Raw genomic sequence first — 23901 nt, forward strand, 5'->3', positions numbered from 1 at the left:
TTGAAATAAAGTTGTTAGGTTAATTTTTAAGCATAAGTCTCCTTTCTTTACCCGAAGCATCGGGAACGATTTTAAATTTTAGGTTGCTACTAATTTCAAGCATTTCCAGAACACTGGATATGTTAACATCCCTTTCAATCTTGCCAAAGAACCTGTTATCAGGAAGATTAGAAAAGTCGGCCTCTACATTATACCAGCGTTCCAACTGGTGCAGTATGTTTTTTAAGTCAGTGTTCTTAAACAGAAATTGGCCATTTTTCCAGGCAACGGCTTCTTCAGGCTTAACATCTGACACCTTTATAGAATGGTTATTCACCAAAGCCTGTTGATTAGGGCTTAGTAACTTAGATAATTTACTGGATGCTATGTCAATCCGGACACTCCCTTCTAATAAAGTGGTTTTTGTTGTTCCCTCGTCCTGATAAGCATTTACATTAAAATGGGTACCTAAAACGGTGATTTCCTGTCCCTGGCTTTTGACAATGAATGGTTTTTTTGCGTCTTTTGCGATTTCAAAATACCCTTCGCCACTTAGTTCTACATGTCGGTTATCACCGATAAATCTTGTCGGGTATTTTAGCGAAGAGGCTGCATTGAGCCATACACTTGAACCATCTGGTAAAATGACTTTATATTGCCCGCCTTTTGGTGTGGAAATCGTATTGTAAGAAACAGCAGAAGCTGGAATATTTGTTTTCCCTACATGGTACTCGATTAGTCCTTCATCAGTTTTAGAAATACGAATGTCAGATGATTCTGAAATCACTCCAACGTTTGCCTGGTCTAGCACAATGGTACTACCATCACTAAGTTTAAGGGTTGCCTGATTACCACCTGGTGGGATATCCTTAACCAGAGTAACGGGAGTCTCCTTAATGGTTTTGAATGGTATGAAATAGAAGCCTATGGAAACCGCGATCAAGACACTTGCAGCAATGGCATAATGACTAAATGGTCGTTTAGTTTTATGTTGATGGATCTGTTCAAAAAGTTTTCTATCAACATTCTGTAATAGATCTTCAATATCAGAATCTTGTTTCTGTTCATCAACAAACTGGTCGAGTTCCTTTTGAACGAGTTCCCGTAAAGTACTTTCATGGAATTCCATCTCAAAGTACTGAAGCAAAATATCCAACTCAGCATTCGTGCATTGAGAATTAAGATACTTATTAAATAAGATGATGATGTCTTCGTTGGATTTCACAGCTCTTTTTTATACAGCAATACGCTTAAGGCAGAGATATCAACGGCTTGGGTATAAAAAAAACCTTGGATTTATTTTAACTCATTGATAATGAGTTTGATTGTTTTATCTATTCGTTGAATGTAGTTATGGCCAAAGTGATTAATAATTGAATCATTGCATTTGTTGGAAAATGCTGTTTTAAAAAAATATTGGCGCGTGTGATATGATCGTTTATGGTTGTTGTAGAAATATTTAATAATGAGCTGACCTCTTCGTATGACTTGTTTTCTATTTTGCAGAGAATGAAAACCTTTTTTCGTTGTGGCGGGAGTAGCTCAATCACTTTTTGTAGCATTTGTAGCTTTTCTTTTGTCATTAGCTGCTGTTCGGGATTGTCATTAGTATTATGGAAAGTCATTTGGAGTGAACTTTTCATTTTTTCATCACGGGCAACCTGGCGGAAGAAATCCATCACTTGATTTTCTGCTATCCGAAACAAATAGCCACGAATAGAAGAATCAGGATCAATTTTCGCACGATTATTCCAGAGTTTTAAGAAAATATCCTGTAAAGCTTCATCTACTATTTCCCTTGACTTTAAAAGTCGCATTAAGTTTACGGCAAGTCTTCTTTTGTATTCGTTGTAAATTTCAGCAAATGCTTGCTCATCTCCTTTTTGAAGTTTTATCAAAAGCTGCTTCTCAGTAAATGGGTCAAACGGCTTCATCATTTGAGGTAAAGATTTGTTCAGGCATGAGGTTTCTATTTGGTTGTGGTTATGAAACCGTTAAATTATTAAATTTAAGTTTAAGATCAAATGATCTGTTTTTTTACTTAGATTTAATTTATGAGGAACCTCAAAAAGCTTTCTGATATGGAACTGTGTGCATTGCTCGTTAAGAGCGATAATCAAGCTTTTGAAGAAATCTTTAATCGTTATTGGTCGGTCTTATATTCAGCCGCTTATAAACGTTTAAAATCTCATGAAAAGACTGAGGAAATCGTTCAGGATTTATTTACCCTTTTGTGGTCTAAAAGAGAGAATATTCAAATTCATACTTCACTGTCTGGTTATCTTTTGACCACTGTACGCTATTTGGTACTCAATCATTTTCAAAAAGAATCTGTAAGGGAATCTTATAAAAATTCTCTGGATCCTGCACATGCATATGACAACTCTACTGAAGACACTATTCTTTTCAATGATTTAAAAAGAAATCTTGAAAAAGAAGTGAATAATCTCCCGCCGCAATGCCGGTCTGTCTATGAACTTAGCCGTAATCAGCATATTGTTAACCACGAAATTGCAGCATTACTTAGTATCTCCGAAAAAACGGTTGAAGGTCATCTTACAAAGGCTATCAAGCGATTAAAAGTCAGGCTTAAGACACATACTTCCAGTATTATCATTATTGTAATCACATTTTTTTAATTTTTTTCTCTACTGAGTAAGGGTCAGGAGGGAGCAAACTGTCTATATAAGTAAGCATATAAACTGAATATATAGAAAAGCTCCATATGAACGATGATGTTTTGCAAAAGTTAGTTAAGAAGTATTTGAATGATGAATGCAGTCCGCAGGAAATTCAGAGACTCCATGAGTGGTATAATTCTTTTGATGAGGATCAGGATATTATTGATTTTCTAACTCCCGAACAGTTGCAGCAGCTTAGACAGCGTTTAATTTCGCGCATCAGGAAAAATATCTCTGCCGATTTAGAAGCAAGTCAAGCAATAGTTAACAGAAATAGAAGTTCAAATAAAAATACCTATATAATAACCGGAATTGCAGCAACGGTATTGTTGGTAGTGGGATTATTTCTCTTTAGGAGTAGCGATACTATATCCCCGTTGAGATCTATGTCAGCAGAAATAGTTGTCTTTAATACCTCAAAAAGTATTCAAAAAGTGATGCTTGAAGACAGCAGCATTGTATGGTTGAATCCGAACAGCAAAATTGTGTATCCAAGAAAATTTCTGGCAGCCAGTAGGGAACTCCATATGCATGGTGAAGCTTTTTTCGAAGTCACTCCCGATGCTAACAGGCCCTTTATTATTTATAGCGACAATATAGTCACCCGGGTATGGGGGACCAGTTTTCTTGTGAGGTCAGTTGAAGGTGTTCAGGAAGAAGTGTCGGTGGTAACAGGAAAGGTGTCTGTACGTCTTCAGGAACAGGATGATAATGCTCAGATCATGTTAACGCAGGATCAGAAAGCTACCTTTTTTAAGGCTGATAATTTACTAAAGAAAGGAGAAGAGCTTAAAAAATCTCCTGTACGCATTTGGCAAAAGACAACTTTGTCATTTGATAATGTACCACTTAGAGATGTTCTTAAAATACTCAATAAAAAATTCATGATGAATATCAATAGTACAGACGAATCACTCCTTAATTATTCCTTAACAGCAGATTTTACAGATCAGAGCCTGCCAGCAATTTTGGAAATGCTGGAAAAATCCCTGAATCTGAAATATGAAATAAATGATAACCAAATAATTTTAAACAACTAAACTAAAAGAACCAACATGATTAACAAGAAGATTACTTCTAAACCTAAAATCCGTAGTGCTTTGCTTCGGAGTAGAAGGGTAAAATTTACCTGGTCAGTTTTAACTGAATTGTCTCATTTTAACAGAAAAAACTAATGATCTTATGAAAATTAATTTACAAAATAATAATACATGGTCCGGGGTTATGAAGAATACACTAAGACAACTAGTCATAGCGGTTTTATTCACTAGTATATCTTTTGCCAAAGAAATCAAGGCCCAGACTGTATTGGATAGACCGGTAACAATATCGGTTGCTGATGATAGGTTAGAAGTTGCCTTAAGGGTATTGGAACAAAAAGCAGATGTTAAGTTCGTTTACAGCAAGGATGTAATCAAAATAGATCAGAAAGTTTCTCTAACCGTTAGTGGCCAGAAACTGGGTTCTGTGCTCGACAGACTGTTGAATGCAAACGGGATTTCTTACGAGGCATTTGACGATCGCATCGTACTTGGAAAAAGTGCAGCTAAAACTCCCGCTGCATTGGTTAACGTACAACCTGTAATCGAACAAACTCAATTCAAGGTTACGGGAAAAGTAGCAGATAAGGACGGATTGCCACTGATTGGTGTTAGTGTCAAACTAAAGGGCACTAAAGTTGCCGCAAGTACAGATGCAAATGGTAGTTATTCACTTAGCTTACCTGATGGGAATGGTACATTGGTTTTTACCTATATTGGTTATGTAACGCGTGAGGTGCCAGTAAATAATCGGGCTTCTATTAATTTGAGTTTGGAAGAAGATTCCAAATCCTTAGATGATGTTGTTGTTGTGGGGTATGGCACACAAAAGAAAACCAACCTTACTGGATCGGTTGATGTTGTTTCAGGCGAACAATTAGCAAACAGACCTGCTGCAAATGTTGCCGATCTTTTAAAGGGTACGTCACCGAGTCTTAACATTTCAATGAATTCGAGAGGAGGAGAGCCAGGAGCTTTAAGTAAATGGAATATCAGGGGGGGCGGTTCGATTAATGGAAAGGATAGCCCTCTAATTTTAGTTGATGGTGTGGAGGTTGATCTCAATAGCATAGATCCTGAATCTATTGAAAGTGTTTCTGTCTTAAAGGATGCTTCAGCATCAGCAATTTACGGATCAAGAGCTCCTTTTGGTGTGGTCTTGATCACAACAAAAAGAGGCAATAAGGGGGAAAAGGTCAATATTCAATATAACAATAACCTGTCATTTGCATCTCCGGCAAAAAGAATTAGTCAGGAAAACTCTTTGACCTGGGCAACTGCCTATAATCAGGCCAGTGCAAATGCCTTGCTTCCTCCAACATATCCAAATGAACAGATGGAACGCATTAAAGGCTACCTGGCAGGTACGTATACGACTGAATATGATCCTAATAATCCGATTAATACCGTTTTTCTGGGCAGAAGAAATGGTAATGCAAACAATGACTGGGCAAGACTGATGTTTAGGGACTATTCATTTAATCAGAAACATAATGTTAATGTATCTGGGGGAAGTGAGAATATACAATATTATATGGCGGCTGGATATGTTGATAATGAGGGTCTATATAACTATGGTAACGATAGCTATAATAGGTATAACTTTCTGGCTAATGTTGATGCAAAAATTACGAATTGGCTGAAAGTTAATTCTAGCTTTAAATACGCAAAAAGCAAGTCTGACTATCCATTAGGTATAACGACTGTGTTAAGAGAGCATACTTTTGGTGAATTCATCACCTGGTCTCCGATGACGCCTATGTATAATATAAACGGGACCATTCAAAACCCATTGGTCAGAATGATGCAGGACGGGGGAAGAGATAGAACGGAAACCAATGATCTGCTTTTGGCACTTGGAGGAGAGTTTGAACCTGTAAAAGGTTGGAAAACGAATGTGTCATATAATCACAATGTGATAACAAGCAGAGGGGCTGTTAACCCTAAGCCAGTTTTGGTAGAACTTGGGAATGGTAAATTCGGGAATATCGGGAAGCCTGTTACGAGTTATCAGGCGAGTTTTTCACAACCAATATATTCATTATTCAACGTAGTCTCTTCCTACGAAAAAACGATTAATGATCATTACTTTAAAGTGTTGGCTGGATATGAGCAAGACTTAAAGACTTATTATGATCTCAAAGCAACAGGTACAAATCTGATCACAGAGGACGTTCCATCCATAAGTACATCTCTAGGTGATAAAATTGCTGAAGACAATATATATCATTGGTCAACACAAGGTGTTTTTGGCCGTTTAAACTATAACTTCAAAGAGAAATTTTTGTTGGAGTTTAGTGCGCGTTATAATGGTTCTTCCCGATTTGGAGAGGGGTCGAGATGGGGTTTTTTCCCATCGGCATCAGCCGGATATAACATTTCTAAAGAAGATTTCTGGAAACCTATAGCGCCTTATGTAAATATGTTGAAATTAAGAGCATCATATGGATCATTGGGCAATCAAAATAATGACAATAACTATCTTTATTTGTTAAGAGTTACAGGTGTTCCTAATACAAATTGGATCATTGATGGGCAAAGACCTCCGTATATACTTCCACCGGGTCAGCTCATTCCCGGTTTAACATGGGAAACCATTACTACACTGAACTTTGGATTAGATGCGGGATTACTTAATAATCGTTTGGGTTTAAACTTTGACTGGTATGATAGGAAAACAGACGATATGATCGGACCAACGGAATTATTACCTTCTCTTTTAGGAACCGATCCTCCAGGACTAAACAATGCTTCCCTGGGTACCAAAGGTTTTGAATTGTCTGTGAGTTGGAATGATCGTATTTCTGCTGACCTCGCCTATAACGTAAGATTTACATTGGGTGATAACAAGATGAAGATTTTAAAATATAAAAATCCAAAAGGAGGTATCGATACCTGGTATGCAGGTAAAAACAATGGGGAAATCTGGGGCTTTGTAACTGATGGTCTGATTCAAACTCAGGGAGAGGCAGATGCTATGCCTGATCAAACTAAAATTTATCCTACCTGGGGACCAGGCGACATGAAATATAAGGATATTACAGGTGATGATGCTGTTACTGAAGGTTCAAGAACACTAGGTGATCACGGAGATTTAAAAGTCATTGGTAATACTTCTCCAAGGTTTAATTTTGGCTTTAATGGAGGTGTTAGCTGGAAAGCTTTTGATTTCAATATGTTCTGGCAAGGTGTAGCAAAACAAGATTATTATCCCCATGCTAACTCAAGTTTGTTTTACGGTCTGACTGCAGCGTTCGCATCATCTTCAATTCTTAAAGATTCCCCATCACTAGATTACTGGAGGCCTGCTGATGAAACAAATATATTAGGTCCAAATACAGATGCTTATTTTGCAAAGCCTTATTTTAATGCTCAGCAAATGGATAAAAACCGAAAAACTCAAACCAGATATGTACTTAATGGAGCGTACTTGCGATTAAAAAATGTTACGCTGGGTTATACATTGCCTCAGAAATTTGCCAATAAAGTGTTCATGCAAAAGGCCAGGTTTTTTGTTTCTGGAGAAAACCTTTTGACTTTCACCAGCTTACCTAAGACGCTTGATCCTGAAACTGTATTCGCTGGAAATACTGGCAATTCAGTACAGGCAACCTATCCAATTTCTAAATTTCTGATTATGGGTTTTAACTTAACCTTTTAACTAACTATTATGAAATCTTTAAAAATAATTATCAGTTTCATGGTTTTGGGGATAGCCCTAACCGGATGCAAAAAGGATTTTTTAAATTTAAAGCCTTTAGATGAAGTACTCGCCAAGGATTATTTTAAGACTCCTGACGAGCTTAAGACTTATGTAAATCAATTTTACACCAACACCATGTTCCCAATATATGGTAATCATGGGAGTGATTTTGGTACCGATAATGAGATCAGGTCAGCTATTGACCCAAGGCTACAGGGGTCAAGGGTATTGACCATAACAGGAAAAATAGATTTTGTCAATGTAAGAAATGTAAACTACTTTTTTGACCACTACAAAAGAGTAGAAAAAGGTTACACTTTAGATCAGTACAAGCAGTATCTGGGAGAAGCCTATTTCTTCAGGGCGCTAAGTTATTTTTCACTTATGCAAAGTTATGGAGATATACAATTGGTAACTACTGAACTATTTGCTGATTCTCCAGAACTTTATAAAGCCAGAGACCCCCGAAACATTGTTGCTGATCATATTATTGCATCATTGGATTCCGCGGCAAAGTATCTCACTGCAGATAAAACTACAGGTGCATCAAGGGTAAATAAATGGATGGCTTTACTGATGCAGAGTAGGGTTGCATTATATGAGGGCTCATGGGAAAAGTATCATAATGGGGGGGATTTTGCCGTAGCTAATGCGAATCCGAATAAATATTTTGACAAGGCTGTAAAAGCTGCAGAGGAAGTCATGAATTCCAATAAATATGATATTTATTCAACCGGCAATGCAGCAACTGATTATAAGGGGCTATTTTCTCTGCGTGACTACGCTTCTAATATTGAAGTTATGTTTTGGAAGAAGTACGATAATGGATTAACACGAGGAGCTCCTGCATTTGTAAATGATAGAAATTTCAGGATGGAAACTCCTGCAGGAAATACCATTACAAAACAGTTAGCGGATTCTTATTTGTGTACTGATGGAAAACCAATATCAGTTAGTCCGCTTTTTAATGGTTATTCTACAATAAAAACTGAAGGTCAGAATCGTGACCCACGCTTTTTTCAAACCATTGCTTCACCGGATGAGATTTGGAAAATTACTGAGGGTGCACCGATTAAATACTGGAAAGAAGTTTATGACAAGCTAAATTCAGGAGGGGATTATAATGCGCCGACAGGATATCTGGTGTTGAAAGGATACAATCCAAACATGATTTTTCATGTTCAACAGTATGAAGAAACTCCTTCTATTGTTTACAGGTATGCAGAAGTATTACTGAATTATGTAGAGGCTAAAGCAGAATTAGGTACGCTTACTCAAGATGATATTAACAAGACGATTAAAAAGCTTAGAGACCGAGTAGGGATGCCAAATTTGGATATGAATAATATTACACCTGATCCATCATGGGACTTTCCATTGCTTTCACCACTGATCAATGAAATCAGACGCGAACGTAGGGTTGAGCTATCTTTGGAAGGGTTCAGGTTTTTTGACATCCAGCGATGGGCTGCTGCTGACGAGCTGATTTTTGGTAAAAGGCCAAAAGGGCTCTTTGCTGCCCAAATTGCAAACAACACATTGCCGGTTGATGCAAACGGTTTTCTTGATCCGTACAAAAATATCGCCCCTGTTGGTTATGGCTTTGTGCTAAGACGCGATTACTTAAATTCAATCCCACAAAGTGAAAGAGTATTAAATCCTACAGTTCTGACACAAAACCCGGGCTGGGAATAAGTATAAATCTCTAAAGCGATTAAGTAAAGCTCATGTTTTACTTAATCGCTTTATTGCTTTTGCTTCGGTTAACCAACACATAGCAGATGTACAATAATAATATCCATCCTGGAATTAGTTCAACAGATATCTTCAAACCTGTTATCCACATAATCACTAAAATCCCTACTAAAAATACAAGGCATATATAGTTCGATAGTGGATATATAAAAGAGGGGAATTTGGTTTTTATCTGATCTGCATCTTTACTTCTTCTAAATTTCAAATGGGTAATACTGATCATTAGCCAATTGATAATTAGTGAAGATACGACCAATGACATCAAAATCTCCAATGCCTTTTCCGGCATGATCTTGTTAATGATAATACATATCGCAGCAAACAAACTTGATATTAGAATTGCATTTATAGGTGCCGAGTTTTTATTCAGCTTTGATAAAAAAGAAGGTGCATTTCCCTGTTCCGCCAATCCATATAACATTCTACTATTACTATAAACGCAGCTATTGTAAACAGACAATGCTGCGGTTAGTACAATCAGGTTAAGTGCATTAGCAATCACACTGGTAAAGTAAATTGTTTTGCCCAAAAGGGTAAACTGAAAGCCCTTTAAACTTTCAAACACCATTACAAAAGGACTACTATCAGTAGTAATGTTTTTCCAGGGAGATAAAGAAAACAGGATGACAAGCGCACCTACATAAAAAATCAAAATCCGGTAAATCACCTGATTAGTGGCCTTCGGTATTGTTTTCTCTGGCTGATCAGCTTCAGCTGCAGTTATCCCAATCAGTTCTAGTCCGCCAAATGAAAACATGATGAGTGCAATTGCGGCAAACAATCCCTGAAAACCTCCTTTCCCATCGGCGCTAAACCATCCTTTAGCAAAAAAACCTCCATCATTCCATAGATTTTGAATGGTCGCTTGTTCTCCTCCGTGGCCGCTAAAAAGTAAATAAATCCCAAAAATGATCATAGCAATAATGGCCAGAACTTTTATGATGGAGAACCAGAATTCTACCTCACCATATACTTTCACAGAAGTGAGGTTTAAGGCATTTATAACTATAAAGAAGAATAGGCTGGATGACCATAATGGGATCTCAGGCCACCAAAAATGTACATAAATACCAATGGCAGTCAACTCAGACATACTTACCAGGATATATAATACCCAATAGTTCCAACCTGAAGCAAACCCTGCAAAGTGCCCCCAGTATTTATTGGCAAAATGGCTGAAACTACCAGAAACAGGTTCTTCCACTACCATTTCACCTAACTGACGCATAATGAAAAAGGCAATAATACCCGCAAGTGTGTAACCAAGGATTACCGAAGGACCAGCCAATACTGCTGCCGGACCAATACCTAGAAATAACCCCGTCCCTATGGCACCACCAAGGGCAATTAATTGAATATGTCTGTTTTGTAAGCCTCTTTTGAGTTTCTGCTCTTCAGGCTTTTCGGTAGTTGATCTCAATTTTTCTGGTATTTGTTAATTGTAACTCGAAATTTTACCAAAAATGAGAACTTATATTGATATTTTACTTTTTCCATTATTTAAACTGTATAAAATATAATTGATGTACTTGGCTTTTTAGCTCTTAGTAAGATTAAATAATGATAATATATCATACAAAAAGGACAAAAAAAGTAAGAGAACAATTCTGGGTAGACTATATATTTGGTATCTCATGAAATGATATTAACCAAATTATAAATTTGCAAGCCTATTGCTGTATTGAAAAATATGCAATATTATAGGGCTAAATTACATTGAATACCTGGTAACCCTAGTGATATGAACATTCAGTCTGACCAGCAATTGTTGCAACAGCTAAAGACGGGTGACACGAAAGCTTATGATGCTATTTTTTTAAAATACTATAAGCTACTTTGTGTTAATGCCTATTTCTATCTGCGTGATGAGCAAGAAGCCAAAGATCTGGTACAAGTATTTTTTTTAGAAATCTGGGAGAAGAATATATACTTACGCTTAAATGGTGACATTAAAGGCTATCTATTTCGTTCGGTGCAAAACAAATGTCTAAACTATATACGACAACAAGAAACTCAATCCAAAAGACAAGATAAGTTTACCGAAGCCCTGCTTAACCATAGTGCTTTGCAAGAAGATACAAGTACTACTGATAGAATATACAATAAATTGGATGGAGCACTTAACGACTTATCTAAACAGAGGAAAGAAGCATTAAAGCTTGTTTACCTTCAGGATAAAAAATATAAGGAAGCTGCAGATATTATGGGCATTAGTATCAACTCTTTGAAAACACATTTGAAAACCGGACTTAAAAGTTTACGGGAAACACTAAATTTATTTTGAAAAACTAACCTGAAACAGCCTTTTTGGTGTATTAAGATTAATGATAACTGATCAAGACTATATTCGTCAATTATATATGGAGAAACTGACTGGCACATTAAGCTCGGAAGATGAGATCCATTTGCAAAAAATACTAAAGGCTGATATAGCTAATCAAACCATTTGGGATGAGTTGGAACGGCAAAGCGCATTTTTAGGTGCTGAAAAATTTATAGAAACTATTCAGCCCGAGTCAGATTTAGAGGTTTTAAAAAATCGGGTACAACAAGCACAAAAAAGGAAAAATAGTTTCAGGATATATGCAGCTGCTGCCAGTATATTAATTGTTGCTGGTTTATCTATTTGGTTTGGCTTAGAAAATTACAATACCAATAAAGAAACGCTCGTTCACAATAAGACAAAAGCAGATGCTAATCAAATACAACTCCAATTAGAAAATGGAGAGTTTGTCACATTAAGTAAAGAAGAGAAAAATCAGCAGATTAACTACGGTGGCATCAAGCTTCGCACCTCTAATAAAGGTCTGGAGGGAATAGAAGGGGAGCAAAATGCTTTGTTTACTACACTTTCTGTGCCCGCCAAACAAGATTATCAGGTTACTTTATCTGATGGTACAAAAGTAAGGCTAAACTCTGTTTCCAAACTTCGTTTCCCAATTCGTTTCAACGGAAAAAGCCGTGAAGTTTATTTAGAAGGGGAGGCTTTCCTGGAAGTAGCAAAAGATAGTTCCCGGCCATTTATTGTACACACGAAACAATCTGATATTAAAGTGCTGGGCACTAAATTTAATGTCAATACTTATGATGGTATTACAACTAAGACATCGCTGGTAGAAGGATCAGTATTGCTTAGTGCAAACCATCAGACCCCTATGAAATTAAAGCCTGGAGAGCAGGGTGTTTATGATTCTTCTTCAGGATTTTCTAAGAATGATTTTGACAAAGAATATGTACTTAGCTGGATAAATGGAATTTATTATTTTCAGAATGCAAGAATTGAAGAACTTTCCGAAGTGATTAATCGTTGGTTTGGCCTTAGCGTTATTGTTGAGAGCCCTAAACTGAGGGAGTTGCGCTTATCAGGAATGTTAGAAAAGACTCAGCTTCCCGGATTTCTAAAAGATCTTGAGACTTCAAGTAACATCCAGTATCATTTAACAGGTAATAAACTTATTCTAAAATAAATTCATTTCTTTATCACCCAATTTCAATCTGCTTGTGTAGTTGTTGTAGTAACCAAATTTAAACAAGCAATGAGAAAAATTTTACTGGCTTTTCTTGCTCTGCATACCAGTTATGCGGAAGGGCAAATTTTTAAACAAGACTTTAATTCTTCCACTAATAGAACTGCATATATTGGTTCCTCAGCTAATTTATTAGACGGTATTAGTAATTTTGGGAATGCCCCATCCACAATCACAAATAATGCTTTGAGGTTCTCTAAAAATGGAGCATCTTCGGCTTTTTTTGTTCGAAGTACAATTATGGCGAGCAGTGCTCCGGATTTTGTGAAAATGCAGTTTAAGCTTAATGTATCTGTTCCTGCTACAGTGAACGATAATCAAAGCTATGATGCCACATTTTACCTGGGTGATGGTACCGATGTTGGTTTTTCAAACCCTAGCCAGGTCACAGCACCTGTAGCCGCAAGTATTCACACAAAATTTAATATCAAACTCTTAGTCTCCTCCTCAGAGGCAAAATTCTCTATCAATAGTAAAGAGTATGTAGGGGCACAAACTGTTACCCTTTATGTCAATAATACTGGTGATACTATTCCAAAAATATATACGACACCAAATGGAAAAAAGGCAATGGTAGCTGATGATAAGTTTGACCTTTGGGTAGGGAATGAGCAGGTAATTAACGAAGGTGCTGCAACAACTGCTGGAACAAGCATTAATAAATTTAAGTTTGTTTATCCTTCTGGTGCTCCGAATGCAATTATAGATTTTGACGATATTGAACTGACCGGTAACGCTGCGGAAGGGCCATCTCAATGGATTAGTGTTGTTAAATACCAGCCACCCGCAAGCAATATATATGTGGGTAGTCCAACTATTCTGAAACTTGCTAATGGGACTCTTTTAGTTGCTCATGATTATTTTGGCCCAAACCGCCCTCGTGATGCTCAAGGAAGATCGAATTATACGAGTGTCTATAAATCAACCGATAATGGAGTTAGCTGGTCGCTTGTATCTAATATCTCGGGGATGTATTGGGCCAATCTTTTTGAACATAAAGGTGCTGTTTATCTGCTGGGTACTAGTGCTGCTATGGGTAGCATCGCTATTCGTAAAACAACAGATGCCGGGCTTACATGGACGCAACCAATTTCTGCATCCACAGGTTTATTATTTAATGAAGGTGCATCAGGCACTGCCCCACGTTATCATGGAGCTCCGACACCTGTACTAAAGTCAGGCGGCAGATTATACCGTGCATTCGAAAACCTGGAAGACAATACATTATCTGGGTATAGAGGATACAGAGCATTTACGATATCTATTGACGAAAATGATGACCTGCTTGATGCAACAAAATGGACTAAGAGCAATGAAATAGCCTTTAATAGTGCCTGGGATCCTGCTGGTTCAGCTAGTACTACAGGATGGGTAGAAGGCAATATGGTAGAAGGACCGGATGGAAAAATATGGGATATACTAAGAGTAAACTCTACACCTTTCTTCGATAGATCAGGGAAAATAGAAATCACAAATAGCGGACAGACAGCAACCTTCTCTCCCAGTAATTTCTTTACTTTTCCCGGTGGTTCCTGCAAATTCGTAATCAGAAAAGATACATCAACGAATATCTATTGGGCAATGCTTAATGACAATACCAACGGAGTCGAATCCAATCAACGTAACGTAATGGCATTATATGCTTCTGCGGATCTTAATACCTGGCATCTGGCTAAAACCTTGATTGAGGATGATCAAAATCTTAGTGCGACAAAATCAATTGAACTGACAGGCTTTCAATATCCTGACTGGCAATTCGACGGTAACAATATCATCTATCTTTCCAGAACAGCTTATGGCGATGGCGTACCAAGAAGCCATGATTCAAACTTCATTACTTTTGGTCGGCTCGAGAATTATGCAGATTATACACCCGCAACTTTGTTGTCAGCTATTAAGGCAAATGAAAGCCCTTCAATAGGTAATAAAACTTTAAACAAGAAAAAGTTAACGGCTTACCGAAATGCAGAGAATGGTAATGCAGAAGTAGTCTTCTTTTGGGATCGGTCTAATGTTCCGGAAGGAGAACTCATAATTCGTGATATTTACGGAAAGATCATTAGCAAGCAAAAAGTTCTACTTAATAAAGGATACAATAGATACTCCATACCGCTGCAAAATAAAACCAGTCTACATGTCAGTTATCTCAGGATTGGTAAAGAACAATTCACTTTTAAATTTTAAAATACTCACCCTAATTGACACTCAATGGGTATTAATATTAAATCAAATAATCCAGTTTCCGATGGGAAAAATGAAACTTATTAGCACGAGCCCAATGGGCCACGTCTTCAAATTGGCTCTTGTTTACTCTTATCTAGCATGCTTTATTAGTGCAGGAGCTTTTGGGCAAGATAAAGGAGATGACGTAAAATTAAGTGTAAAGGGAGCAAATATCACCTTAGCCCAAGCCTTTCTACAAATTAAAAAGCAAACAGGCCTTACTGTGTTTTACAACAATCAACTTTTAAATGATAAAGAAAAAGTAAGTATTGACTTGAAAAATACCAGTTTGGGTATAGTCTTAAATACCTTGTTGAAAGGTAAAAATATTGGATATGAAATTCGCAGAGATAAAGTGATCGTACTCAATAATAAACCCGCTCCAGCTATTCCAGCAAATAAACAAGAAAACACTTACCTGCTTAAAGGGAAAGTGGCCGACTCAGAGACTAATGAAACTCTTATAGGCGTTTCGATAGTCGTTAAAGGTGAAAGGAATCGAATGGCGGTAACTGATAGAAATGGTAATTTTTCTATCCGCGTGTCAAAATCTGATGTTTTAACTTTTATGTATGTCGGCTATAGTCCCATCGATGTACCTGTGGCAAATATTAATAATGATCCGATCAAGCTTAAACCTAGCACTAGTGCCTTAGATGAAGTGGTGATCATTGGATATGGAGAGGTTAAAAGAAGTGACTTAACGGGGTCTGTTGCAGAGGTGAAAGTGAAGGATATACAAAAGGCACCTGTTGCTACTTTTGATCAGGCTCTTGCAGGTCGGGTTGCCGGTGTACAGGTGACTAGTAATGAAGGGCAGCCAGGAAGTCCTTCTAACATTGTAATTAGAGGAGGCAACTCCCTTACCCAAAGTAATTCTCCTTTGTATGTAATTGATGGCTTTCCCATGGAGGATCCTGGTTTGGCATCAATAAATGCACAGGATATTAAATCAATTAATATCTTAAAGGATGCTTCTGCAACAGCAATATATGGCTCACGTGGAGCAAATGGAGTGGTGGTTATTGAAACAAAGGATGGTAAAGTTGGTAAGACTACCTTTTCCTATGATGCGAATTTTGGAATACAAAAGGTAACGGAAAAGATGGATCTGATGAGCCCTTATGAGTTTGTAAAATATCAGGCAGAGTTTGATCCGGTTTATGCAGAAAAGGCTTTTTTAAAGGATGGTATAACTTCTGAATATTATAAAGATGTTAAGGGCATAGATTGGCAGGATAAATTATTCAGGGATGGGTTAGTACAAAACCATAGTCTGGCCATAAATGGTGGTAATACTTCAACGAAATTTTCTATTTCCGGCAATATTACTGAACATCAAGGGGCAATTATTAATTCAGGATTTAATCGTTATCAAGGCAGGGCTTATTTCAATCATAATGCAAATAAAAAGCTAAGTTTTAACCTTCAGGTTAATTATGCCAAGGATAAAAGCTATGGTGATTTAGCATCTACCAATACTTCAGGAACTCAACCTTATGCTAGTTTTTTGTTGTATAGGGTTTGGGGATATCGTCCATTAAATGCGTATGGAAGTACAGTGAATCTTGAAAATGAATTTTTAGATGAAGATGGAAATGACGCCCGTTTCAATCCCATTATCGATTACAGCAATTCTGTAAACGATAGAAGTAACGAGAATTTTAATTTTAATGGCAACGCTTGGTATAAAATTTTACCTAATCTTACCCTCAAAGTTAAGGGGGGACTCAATTCCAGAACATTAGAAGAAAGTAGTTTTTACAATGCTTTAACATCAAGGGGTAGCTCGCTATCTACTGCAAATACCAAAGGAGTTAACGGTGGTATTCGCTTTACAAATTATAAAACCTGGGTTAATGAAAATACACTTACCTATAGACCTAAACTAAAAAAAGGTCAGTCTTTAACAGGTTTAATTGGCTGGACTATACAAGGTGATATCTTTAAAAGATTTGGATTGTCTGGAGAGTATGTTCCAAATGAACTGTTGGGTCTTTATGGTATCGACGAAGGAACTCCCGGAGCCAATACAGCTACAATCTCAGAAAATTATTTAATGTCTTATCTGGGACGTGTAGATTATTCATTAAATGATAAATATTTACTTACAGCATCACTTAGATCTGATGGATCAAGCAAGTTCGCCAAAGAGAACAGATGGAGTTATTTCCCTTCTGCAGCATTTGCATGGAAGTTAAAAAATGAGGCATTTATGAATAGCTTGAATTTCATTAGCGACGCTAAATTAAGAACAAGCTATGGTCTCACGGGTAACAATAGGATCGGTAATTATGCGATTTTCTCTGAAATGGGCTTACCATATACTGCTTATTATTCTTTTGGGAATTCGGTTAGTCAAGGTATCCAACTAAACACTTTTGGGAATAAGAATTTAAAATGGGAAACAACAGAACAAATTGATCTGGGTTTAGATTTAGCATTATTCAAAAATAGAGTTAACCTTACCGTTGACTGGTATAAAAAAACGACCAGAGATTTATTGCTTAGAGCTAATGTTCCTTATAGTAGCGGTTATTCTAACATTTTCAAAAATATAGGAAAGGTAAGTAATCAAGGCTTCGAATTTAGTCTTTCAACTATAAACATAAATGGTAAATCTTTTAAATGGGAATCTGATTTCAATATCAGCTTTAATAAAAATAAGATCCTTGCATTAGCAGAAGATGAGACAAGGTTACTGAATACCGTAAGTTGGGGCAATCATGGTCAAACCAATCTTTTCATTGCCCAGTTAGGTGGTCCAATCGCACAATTCTATGGATTAATGTTTGATGGATTATATCAGATTGATGATTTTACATGGCAGAATAATAGTGATCCTTCTATACAACACAGTGCCAGAACATATACCTTAAAAAAGGGGATTCCTACCAACGGCAGTTCAGTTATCAATCCTGGTGATATTAAGTATGTAGATGTTAATGGTGACGGTGTGGTAAATCTACAGGATAATGTAATTATTGGCCGGGGTTTACCCATTCATACCGGAGGCTTTAATAATAACTTTTCTTACAAATCATTTAGTCTGAATGTTTTCTTCCAATGGTCGTACGGTAATGATGTGATGAATGCAAACCGCATTTATCTGGAAGGAAATGATGCTAGCAGGTCTGCTCTAAACCAATTTGCAACTTATGCAAACCGTTGGACTTTCGAGAATCAGAATAGTAATATTCCGAGGGCAAAAGGACAGGGGCCAAGTGGCTACTATAGTTCCAGAACACTTGAAGATGGTTCTTATTTACGTCTTAAAACAGTAGCGCTATCTTATTCGCTTCCATCTACACTTACTAAAAAGCTTAAAGTAGAAGATGTAAGCATATATGCCTCTGCTCAAAATCTATTTACCTGGACAAATTACTCAGGAATGGATCCGGAAGTTTCTACACGTAATAGTGCATTAACTCCGGGATTGGATTACTCATCCTATCCACGTATGAAAATATTCACACTAGGATTTAAAACATCTTTTTAATTTGAAAAGCAATGAAATACATTAAGATCTTAACAGCAATAATTACGATAAGCTTAAGCTCATGCAGTGGCTTTTTAGATGTAGAACCTAAAGACTCACTAGCCCCGGAGCAATATTATAATACAGAAGCTGAGTTACAAACGGCTTTAACAGGAGTGTATTCTACCTTTATTAAAGGAGGAACATTCTTGAATAATTTGGGACGCATGGGGCTAGACGCAGATGAGGTCTATAATTACAGGGACCAAAATGATGTAGCCGACTATGCGACCTCTCCAAACGACACTAAAATTTTAAATTTTTGGAGAGACTATTATGCGGGAATAGAAAGGGCAAATAAACTGCTCGCTAATATAGATAAAGCGACAAGTGTACCCCAGAACAAGAGAGATATTATTAAAGGTGAAACCCTATTTCTCAGAGCTTATTTTTATTTTCAACTAGTATCAAATTTTGGAGGAGTCCCATTAATACTAAAGTCTATAAAAAATTCTGATATCGAAGGTTTACAAGTTCCTAGAACTGATGCGAAAATTGTATATCAACAGATTGTAACAGATATGACTACCTCGTCGGAACTGGTACAGGATATTACTGCTATAGGCAATGGAGGTAGAGTAAACAAATCGGCAGTTTATGGCATGTTGGCCAGGGTATGTTTGTATATGGCCGGTAATCCTTTAAATGATAAAACGCAATATCAGGAAGCCAGAAAATGGGCAAAGAAAGTAATGGGAGTTTCAGTTCATACACTTAATCCTAGTTATCAGCAAGTATTTGTAAATTATGCTACAGATAAATATGACATAGGAGAAAGTATTTTCGAATTGGAGTTTTTTGGTAATGGAATAGGTATTTATGCCAATCTAGGAGGTTTTGTTGGGTCTGTAAATGGCATACAAAACAGTAACGATACCGATATAGGGCAAGCTTTTGCTTATTTGCAGACTACTGCATATGTCAATAAAGCTTTCGAAACAGGGGATTTAAGAAGAGATTGGGCTATATCACCATTTACTTATAGTTCTGGTAATCCTGCTACACCGACTAATGTTGCAGCGGGATATCATTTTAATAAATTTATTGGAAAGTTTAGACGAGAGTCTGAAATTCTTAAACCAAAACATGCCAGTCGTACTCCACAAAATTATCCAATAATTCGCTTTTCGGATGTATTGCTGATGTTTGCTGAAGCGGAGAATGAAATTAATGATGGACCAACTCAGGATGCTTATGATGCAATAAATAGGGTAAGAAGGAGAGGATACGGGGGCAATCAATTTACACCAAATACTATATGTGATTTAACCGGACTTGATCATGGAACCTTTTTAGGGCAGATTCAATTAGAAAGAACCCGGGAATTAGCTTTTGAGAACATGAGAAAAGCCGATTTGGTAAGATGGGGAATACTCACAAAAAAAATGAAAGAGAGTTTGGCAGATTCAAAGGTAACACCGGCATATTCCAGCATTGTAAGGGCTCAGGCATATTTTACTAATGCATCAGACAGAGATATACTTTGGCCAATTCCGAGTTATGAAATTGGCGTTAATCCAAAATTAATCCAAAACCCAGGATATTAAAAGCAATCGAAATGAAGAAAGCAATATTATGTACTATGTTGATTGTATCGGCATTTGCATGTAAGAAATTGGATGACGTGAAGTCGCCTGAATTTAATGTAACAACAGAGAAAACAACTTATAAAGTAAATGAACAGGTAGATTTTAACTTTACAGGAGATGTAGACATCATCTCGATATTTAGCGGAACCATAGGTAATGATTATGATTACACCGATGGGAGAATCATGACTTCAAAATTTTTGATCAACTTTGATACGCATACGCTAGATGGCACACAAACGAATCAAATTGCGATTCTAATGTCTAAGGATTTCAATAAAGATTATTCGATGAATGGTGTAAACCAGGCTAACTGGATTGATGTTTCCAGTAAGTTCAGGTTGGCAACCCCTGCCGATAATAGAGCCTGGGTGAATAGTGGTTTTGGTGATATATCTGAATACCTGGATCTTCAAAATCCAGAAACCATTTATCTCGCTGTTAAACATACCGTTAGAAACCAGAATCTGTATGGTACAGGTAATTTAAATAGGGTACGCAACTTTAAACTATTGGCTTCAAATGATCTTGGTGAAACATCTGTTTTTACGCATACTATTGCTAATTGGAATTTATTTTCAACGCCGAATAAAATGCCGAATAGGGCATCATTAGAAGCCAGCCAAATGACACTAAGACAGAGTACCGGAACAGCTTATGCGGCAGAAAATACAGAGGATTGGGTAGTAAGTGTGCCAATTAACATTACCCCAAGTATTGATATGGGGCCAGACCTGGCAATTGGGGTTAAAAACCTTGCGGAAAAGATGCCAAAATCTTATGCTAAAACTTTTACTAAAGCAGGGACTTACAACGTGGTTTTTAAGGCAATCAATCAAAATATAGAAGGTAGAAAAGAAATCATTAAACAAATAAAGATAATCATTGAAGACTAATCAAATTAAACCATTTATTGCTCTGTTAATCTGCCTTTTTTACGGGGAGATAACAGTAGCACAAAATAAGGTTCCGGGAACAATTGTGGCCTATAAAAATGCTGTGGGTAAATCGTATATAGGTTCTCCTGGTTTATGCATATTACCTGATGGCAGTTATCTGGCTAGTCATGATTTTTTTGGAAAGCAAACCGGAGAAAATCAATCTGTCATTTATCGTTCTGATGATAAAGGAAAGACCTGGAAAGATATCGCACATTTAGATCAGTTTTGGTCAGAGCTTTTTGTACATCAGGGAGCTGTCTATTTTATTGGTCCTGTAAAAGCCAATGGCAATCTTGTAATCAGGAAATCTACAGATGGTGGTTTTACCTGGACCAGTCCTACAGATGAGAACAATGGCTTAATCTTAAAGGGTAAATATCATGCCGCACCAACACCTATTGTTGCTCATAATGATCGTTTGTGGCGATCGATAGAAGATTCAAGCTCGCCAAAGAAATGGCCGGGTACTTATAAAGCCCTAACCATATCTATCAAAAAGAATGATGATCTGCTACAATCAAAAAACTGGACAAAAAGCAACCTCTTAGAACAGGATAGTACTTATCTTAATGGTCAGTTTATGGGCTGGTTGGAAGGCAATGCAGTGGTGTCACCCAAAGGGGAACTTTTAAATATTTTAAGAGTTCATACTTTGGATCAACATAAGGAATATGCTGCAGTTACTAAAGTTAGTGCTGATGGTAATGTAGCCTCTTTCGACCCTGAAAATGGATTTATAGATTTTCCGGGAGGGAGTAAGAAGTTTACAATCCGCTATGATAAAAAGTCAAAAAAGTACTGGGCTTTAACTAACTATGTTCCTGAGAAATACAGAGGGATCAAACAGTTGGATCGAATTCGTAATACATTGGCATTGTGTTCTTCTACTGATCTTAAAAATTGGAACGTCAATAACCTCATTATTCAAAATGAAGATTATAATCATCATGGTTTTCAGTATGCTAATTGGTTGATTGAAGGTAATGATATTATAGCCTTGTCAAGAACTGCATTTGATGATGGGCATGGAGGTGCTAACGATTATCACAACAGCAATTATTTAACTTTTCATCGCATTAAGAATTTTAGAAAAATAGCAAAGGAAAAATAGATATTGCCTTAGGATTATCTTTAGTTTATTTACCTTGTATTTGAATGCAAGAAATTAACCGTAAATGCTAAAAATAAGTTGTTTCCTCTCCGTCTTCTTTTTTTGTACTATCTGTTTTGGTGCCCCTGATTTAGAGTTTGAAGGACTTAATAAACAGGATTCAATAATAGAGAAAATAAGCGTTTTAACTAAAACAGCTAAAAAGCTAAATAGGGATGCTACAAATCAGGCCATCGCTTATGCCTATAAAGCATACCTGATGGCCTATGAAAATAAACTTAAAACACAACAGGCGGAAGCTCTGGTTGTTTTGGCTGAAGGGTATTTATACAATGATATTTATGAGCTCGCTCTTGAGTATGGTTTCAATGCATTAGAAATCTATAAAGGAAAAGGTACAATAGAACAGATCGGAGCAACTTATACTGTTCTTGGTTGGACGTATTACGATGTAGGAAATGCTGAGCTTTCTTTAAAATACCATACCATGGCTTATAATTTATACAAAAAGGCCGGGTATGAAGAGAAAGCATCTGTTTCTTTAAATGGAATAGGGTTAACCTATCAGCTGATGAATGAGTTTAAGAAAGCTGCTGAATATTTTAACCAGGTTCTGGCTCTTGCAAAAAAATACAATAAAGAAGCATTGATTAGTGCTGCTTATAACAATCTTGGAATTAGCAGTAACAATGCTAGTGATTATAAGCAGGCTATTCAATATTTTCAGCTGGCACTGAAGCATTCAACAAAGGAGCTACTTTCACTCGCAGAAATACAAAATCAAATGGCTTACTCCCTTCTAAGACTTGGCCGTTATCAGGATGCCGAAGCCTCCCTTAATAAGGCATTTGTATATATCGAAAGGTCAACTTCCAATTCTAAAAAGGAAAATTTATTAGACTATTATAAAATATTCTCCCAACTATATCAGGTTAGGGGTGATTATAAACATGCTTATGAATATATTCAGAAATACAACAGCGTAAGGGAAGATCTTTTATCCCAAAATAAGATCAATGCATTACTGACGCTTACCATGAAGCGGGAAACCCAGGAGAAGGAACAACAAATAAAAGAATTAAACCTGGAAAAGAGTTTAAAATCATATCAGCGTAATACTTTAGGCATCATTGTAGTCTTGTTGGTTATCATAGGTTTCCTTCTCTATAATAAACTCCGCAGCAGACAAAGGAAGAATGCTGAGTTGGCAGAAATGAAACAGCAGTTGTTGAGCAATAAACTGGAGTTTAATCATGGCGAATTAAAAAATTACTCCATGTATATGACGCATAAGAATGAAGTCATCAGTAATTTTATAGAAGAACTAATTGTACTTGAAAAAAGCGGTGGAGAAGATCTTATACCACGTTTACATAAACTGGTCAATAAATTTCGATACGACATGAACAGTGAAAAATATATTGAGGATTTCAATTTACAGATCGAAACCAAGTATCAGGATTTCTTCTATAACCTTCAGCAAAAGTTCCCAAAGCTTACCCAAAATGAGAGACGATTATGTGCGCAGATCAGACTTAACTTATCTATAAAAGAAATCGCCTCATTAAATAATATTTCTGATAAGTCTGTAGAGATGGCCCGTTATCGATTAAGAAAGCATTTTGAGTTGTCGACTAATGACAGCCTCAATGATTTTCTAAAAGCCTTTTAAGTAATGATGAGGCTGTTTGTAGAGGTGGTGTAGGGGTAAATTTCATCTGATGTAGGGGTAGCTGAAATAGTTTTTATCATAGGTTAATATTAGGTTTGAGTAACCAACCAGATCGCCAGGTCTGAAATTAATCAACTTTAAA

The 23901-nt window shown here is 36.8% G+C and carries 15 protein-coding genes; 12 read left to right on the forward strand and 3 right to left on the reverse strand.

Features of this window, described 5'->3' with window-relative positions:
- Nucleotides 1–19 precede the first annotated feature (19 nt).
- Nucleotides 20–1204, reverse strand: a complete 1185-nt coding sequence (locus ABDJ41_RS02270; RefSeq protein WP_349784117.1) for a FecR family protein — start codon at nt 1202–1204, stop codon at nt 20–22.
- Between the two features lie 109 nt (nt 1205–1313).
- Complete coding sequence (locus ABDJ41_RS02275) at nt 1314–1916, reverse strand: RNA polymerase sigma factor (RefSeq protein ID WP_349784118.1); 603 nt, start codon at nt 1914–1916, stop codon at nt 1314–1316.
- Nucleotides 1917–2033: 117 nt separating this feature from the next.
- Here ABDJ41_RS02275 and ABDJ41_RS02280 point away from each other — a divergent pair, with 117 nt between their 5' ends.
- The 4 genes from ABDJ41_RS02280 to ABDJ41_RS02295 all read left to right on the forward strand — a co-directional run bounded on the left by ABDJ41_RS02280 (nt 2034) and on the right by ABDJ41_RS02295 (nt 9098).
- Nucleotides 2034–2618 (forward strand): RNA polymerase sigma-70 factor, encoded by a 585-nt coding sequence (locus tag ABDJ41_RS02280; protein WP_349784119.1) that lies wholly within the window; start codon nt 2034–2036, stop codon nt 2616–2618.
- Nucleotides 2619–2704: 86 nt separating this feature from the next.
- On the forward strand, nt 2705–3700 hold the full coding sequence (locus tag ABDJ41_RS02285; RefSeq protein WP_349784120.1) for a FecR family protein: 996 nt from the start codon (nt 2705–2707) through the stop codon (nt 3698–3700).
- Between the two features lie 142 nt (nt 3701–3842).
- The gene (locus ABDJ41_RS02290; protein ID WP_349784121.1) at nt 3843–7361 is read left to right on the forward strand and encodes a TonB-dependent receptor; all 3519 of its coding nucleotides are present in this window, start codon (nt 3843–3845) and stop codon (nt 7359–7361) included.
- A 9-nt stretch (nt 7362–7370) separates the two neighbouring features.
- Nucleotides 7371–9098 (forward strand): RagB/SusD family nutrient uptake outer membrane protein, encoded by a 1728-nt coding sequence (locus tag ABDJ41_RS02295; RefSeq protein WP_349784122.1) that lies wholly within the window; start codon nt 7371–7373, stop codon nt 9096–9098.
- A gap of 37 nt (nt 9099–9135) precedes the next feature.
- Here the strand turns inward: ABDJ41_RS02295 and ABDJ41_RS02300 are convergent, their stop codons facing one another.
- A complete protein-coding gene (locus ABDJ41_RS02300) occupies nt 9136–10578 on the reverse strand; it encodes an amino acid permease (RefSeq protein ID WP_349784123.1) in 1443 nt (480 codons plus the stop codon).
- A 321-nt stretch (nt 10579–10899) separates the two neighbouring features.
- Here ABDJ41_RS02300 and ABDJ41_RS02305 point away from each other — a divergent pair, with 321 nt between their 5' ends.
- From ABDJ41_RS02305 to ABDJ41_RS02340, 8 genes are all read left to right on the forward strand, one after another.
- Nucleotides 10900–11442, forward strand: a complete 543-nt coding sequence (locus ABDJ41_RS02305; RefSeq protein WP_349784124.1) for an RNA polymerase sigma factor — start codon at nt 10900–10902, stop codon at nt 11440–11442.
- 40 nt (nt 11443–11482) lie between these two features.
- Complete coding sequence (locus ABDJ41_RS02310; RefSeq protein WP_349784125.1) at nt 11483–12625, forward strand: FecR family protein; 1143 nt, start codon at nt 11483–11485, stop codon at nt 12623–12625.
- Between the two features lie 69 nt (nt 12626–12694).
- Nucleotides 12695–14869: a sialidase family protein gene (locus ABDJ41_RS02315; protein ID WP_349784126.1), complete on the forward strand. Its 2175-nt coding sequence runs from the start codon at nt 12695–12697 to the stop codon at nt 14867–14869.
- A 61-nt stretch (nt 14870–14930) separates the two neighbouring features.
- A complete protein-coding gene (locus ABDJ41_RS02320; protein WP_349784127.1) occupies nt 14931–18407 on the forward strand; it encodes a TonB-dependent receptor in 3477 nt (1158 codons plus the stop codon).
- Between the two features lie 11 nt (nt 18408–18418).
- Complete coding sequence (locus ABDJ41_RS02325; protein WP_349784128.1) at nt 18419–19993, forward strand: RagB/SusD family nutrient uptake outer membrane protein; 1575 nt, start codon at nt 18419–18421, stop codon at nt 19991–19993.
- An 11-nt stretch (nt 19994–20004) separates the two neighbouring features.
- Complete coding sequence (locus ABDJ41_RS02330) at nt 20005–20931, forward strand: DUF5017 domain-containing protein (RefSeq protein WP_349784129.1); 927 nt, start codon at nt 20005–20007, stop codon at nt 20929–20931.
- The gene (locus tag ABDJ41_RS02335) at nt 20921–22087 is read left to right on the forward strand and encodes a sialidase family protein (RefSeq protein ID WP_349784130.1); all 1167 of its coding nucleotides are present in this window, start codon (nt 20921–20923) and stop codon (nt 22085–22087) included. Before ABDJ41_RS02330 ends, ABDJ41_RS02335 begins: the two co-directional genes overlap by 11 nt.
- A 64-nt stretch (nt 22088–22151) precedes the next feature.
- Complete coding sequence (locus tag ABDJ41_RS02340) at nt 22152–23759, forward strand: tetratricopeptide repeat protein (RefSeq protein ID WP_349784131.1); 1608 nt, start codon at nt 22152–22154, stop codon at nt 23757–23759.
- Nucleotides 23760–23901: the final 142 nt, after the last annotated feature.

The organism is Pedobacter sp. ASV1-7, from assembly GCF_040203335.1.
In the GTDB taxonomy this organism is placed as follows: Bacteria; Bacteroidota; Bacteroidia; order Sphingobacteriales; family Sphingobacteriaceae; genus Pedobacter.

Excerpts from the sequence above, each read along its gene's own strand:
- ABDJ41_RS02275 (WP_349784118.1), bottom strand. The coding sequence starts at position 1,916 with ATGATGAAGCCGTTTGACCCATTTACTGAGAAGCAGCTTTTGATAAAA.
- ABDJ41_RS02280 (WP_349784119.1), top strand. The coding sequence starts at position 2,034 with ATGAGGAACCTCAAAAAGCTTTCTGATATGGAACTGTGTGCATTGCTC.
- ABDJ41_RS02285 (WP_349784120.1), top strand. The coding sequence starts at position 2,705 with ATGAACGATGATGTTTTGCAAAAGTTAGTTAAGAAGTATTTGAATGAT.
- ABDJ41_RS02290 (WP_349784121.1), top strand. The coding sequence starts at position 3,843 with ATGAAAATTAATTTACAAAATAATAATACATGGTCCGGGGTTATGAAG.
- ABDJ41_RS02295 (WP_349784122.1), top strand. The coding sequence starts at position 7,371 with ATGAAATCTTTAAAAATAATTATCAGTTTCATGGTTTTGGGGATAGCC.
- ABDJ41_RS02305 (WP_349784124.1), top strand. The coding sequence starts at position 10,900 with ATGAACATTCAGTCTGACCAGCAATTGTTGCAACAGCTAAAGACGGGT.
- ABDJ41_RS02310 (WP_349784125.1), top strand. The coding sequence starts at position 11,483 with ATGATAACTGATCAAGACTATATTCGTCAATTATATATGGAGAAACTG.
- ABDJ41_RS02315 (WP_349784126.1), top strand. The coding sequence starts at position 12,695 with ATGAGAAAAATTTTACTGGCTTTTCTTGCTCTGCATACCAGTTATGCG.
- ABDJ41_RS02320 (WP_349784127.1), top strand. The coding sequence starts at position 14,931 with ATGGGAAAAATGAAACTTATTAGCACGAGCCCAATGGGCCACGTCTTC.
- ABDJ41_RS02325 (WP_349784128.1), top strand. The coding sequence starts at position 18,419 with ATGAAATACATTAAGATCTTAACAGCAATAATTACGATAAGCTTAAGC.
- ABDJ41_RS02330 (WP_349784129.1), top strand. The coding sequence starts at position 20,005 with ATGAAGAAAGCAATATTATGTACTATGTTGATTGTATCGGCATTTGCA.
- ABDJ41_RS02340 (WP_349784131.1), top strand. The coding sequence starts at position 22,152 with ATGCTAAAAATAAGTTGTTTCCTCTCCGTCTTCTTTTTTTGTACTATC.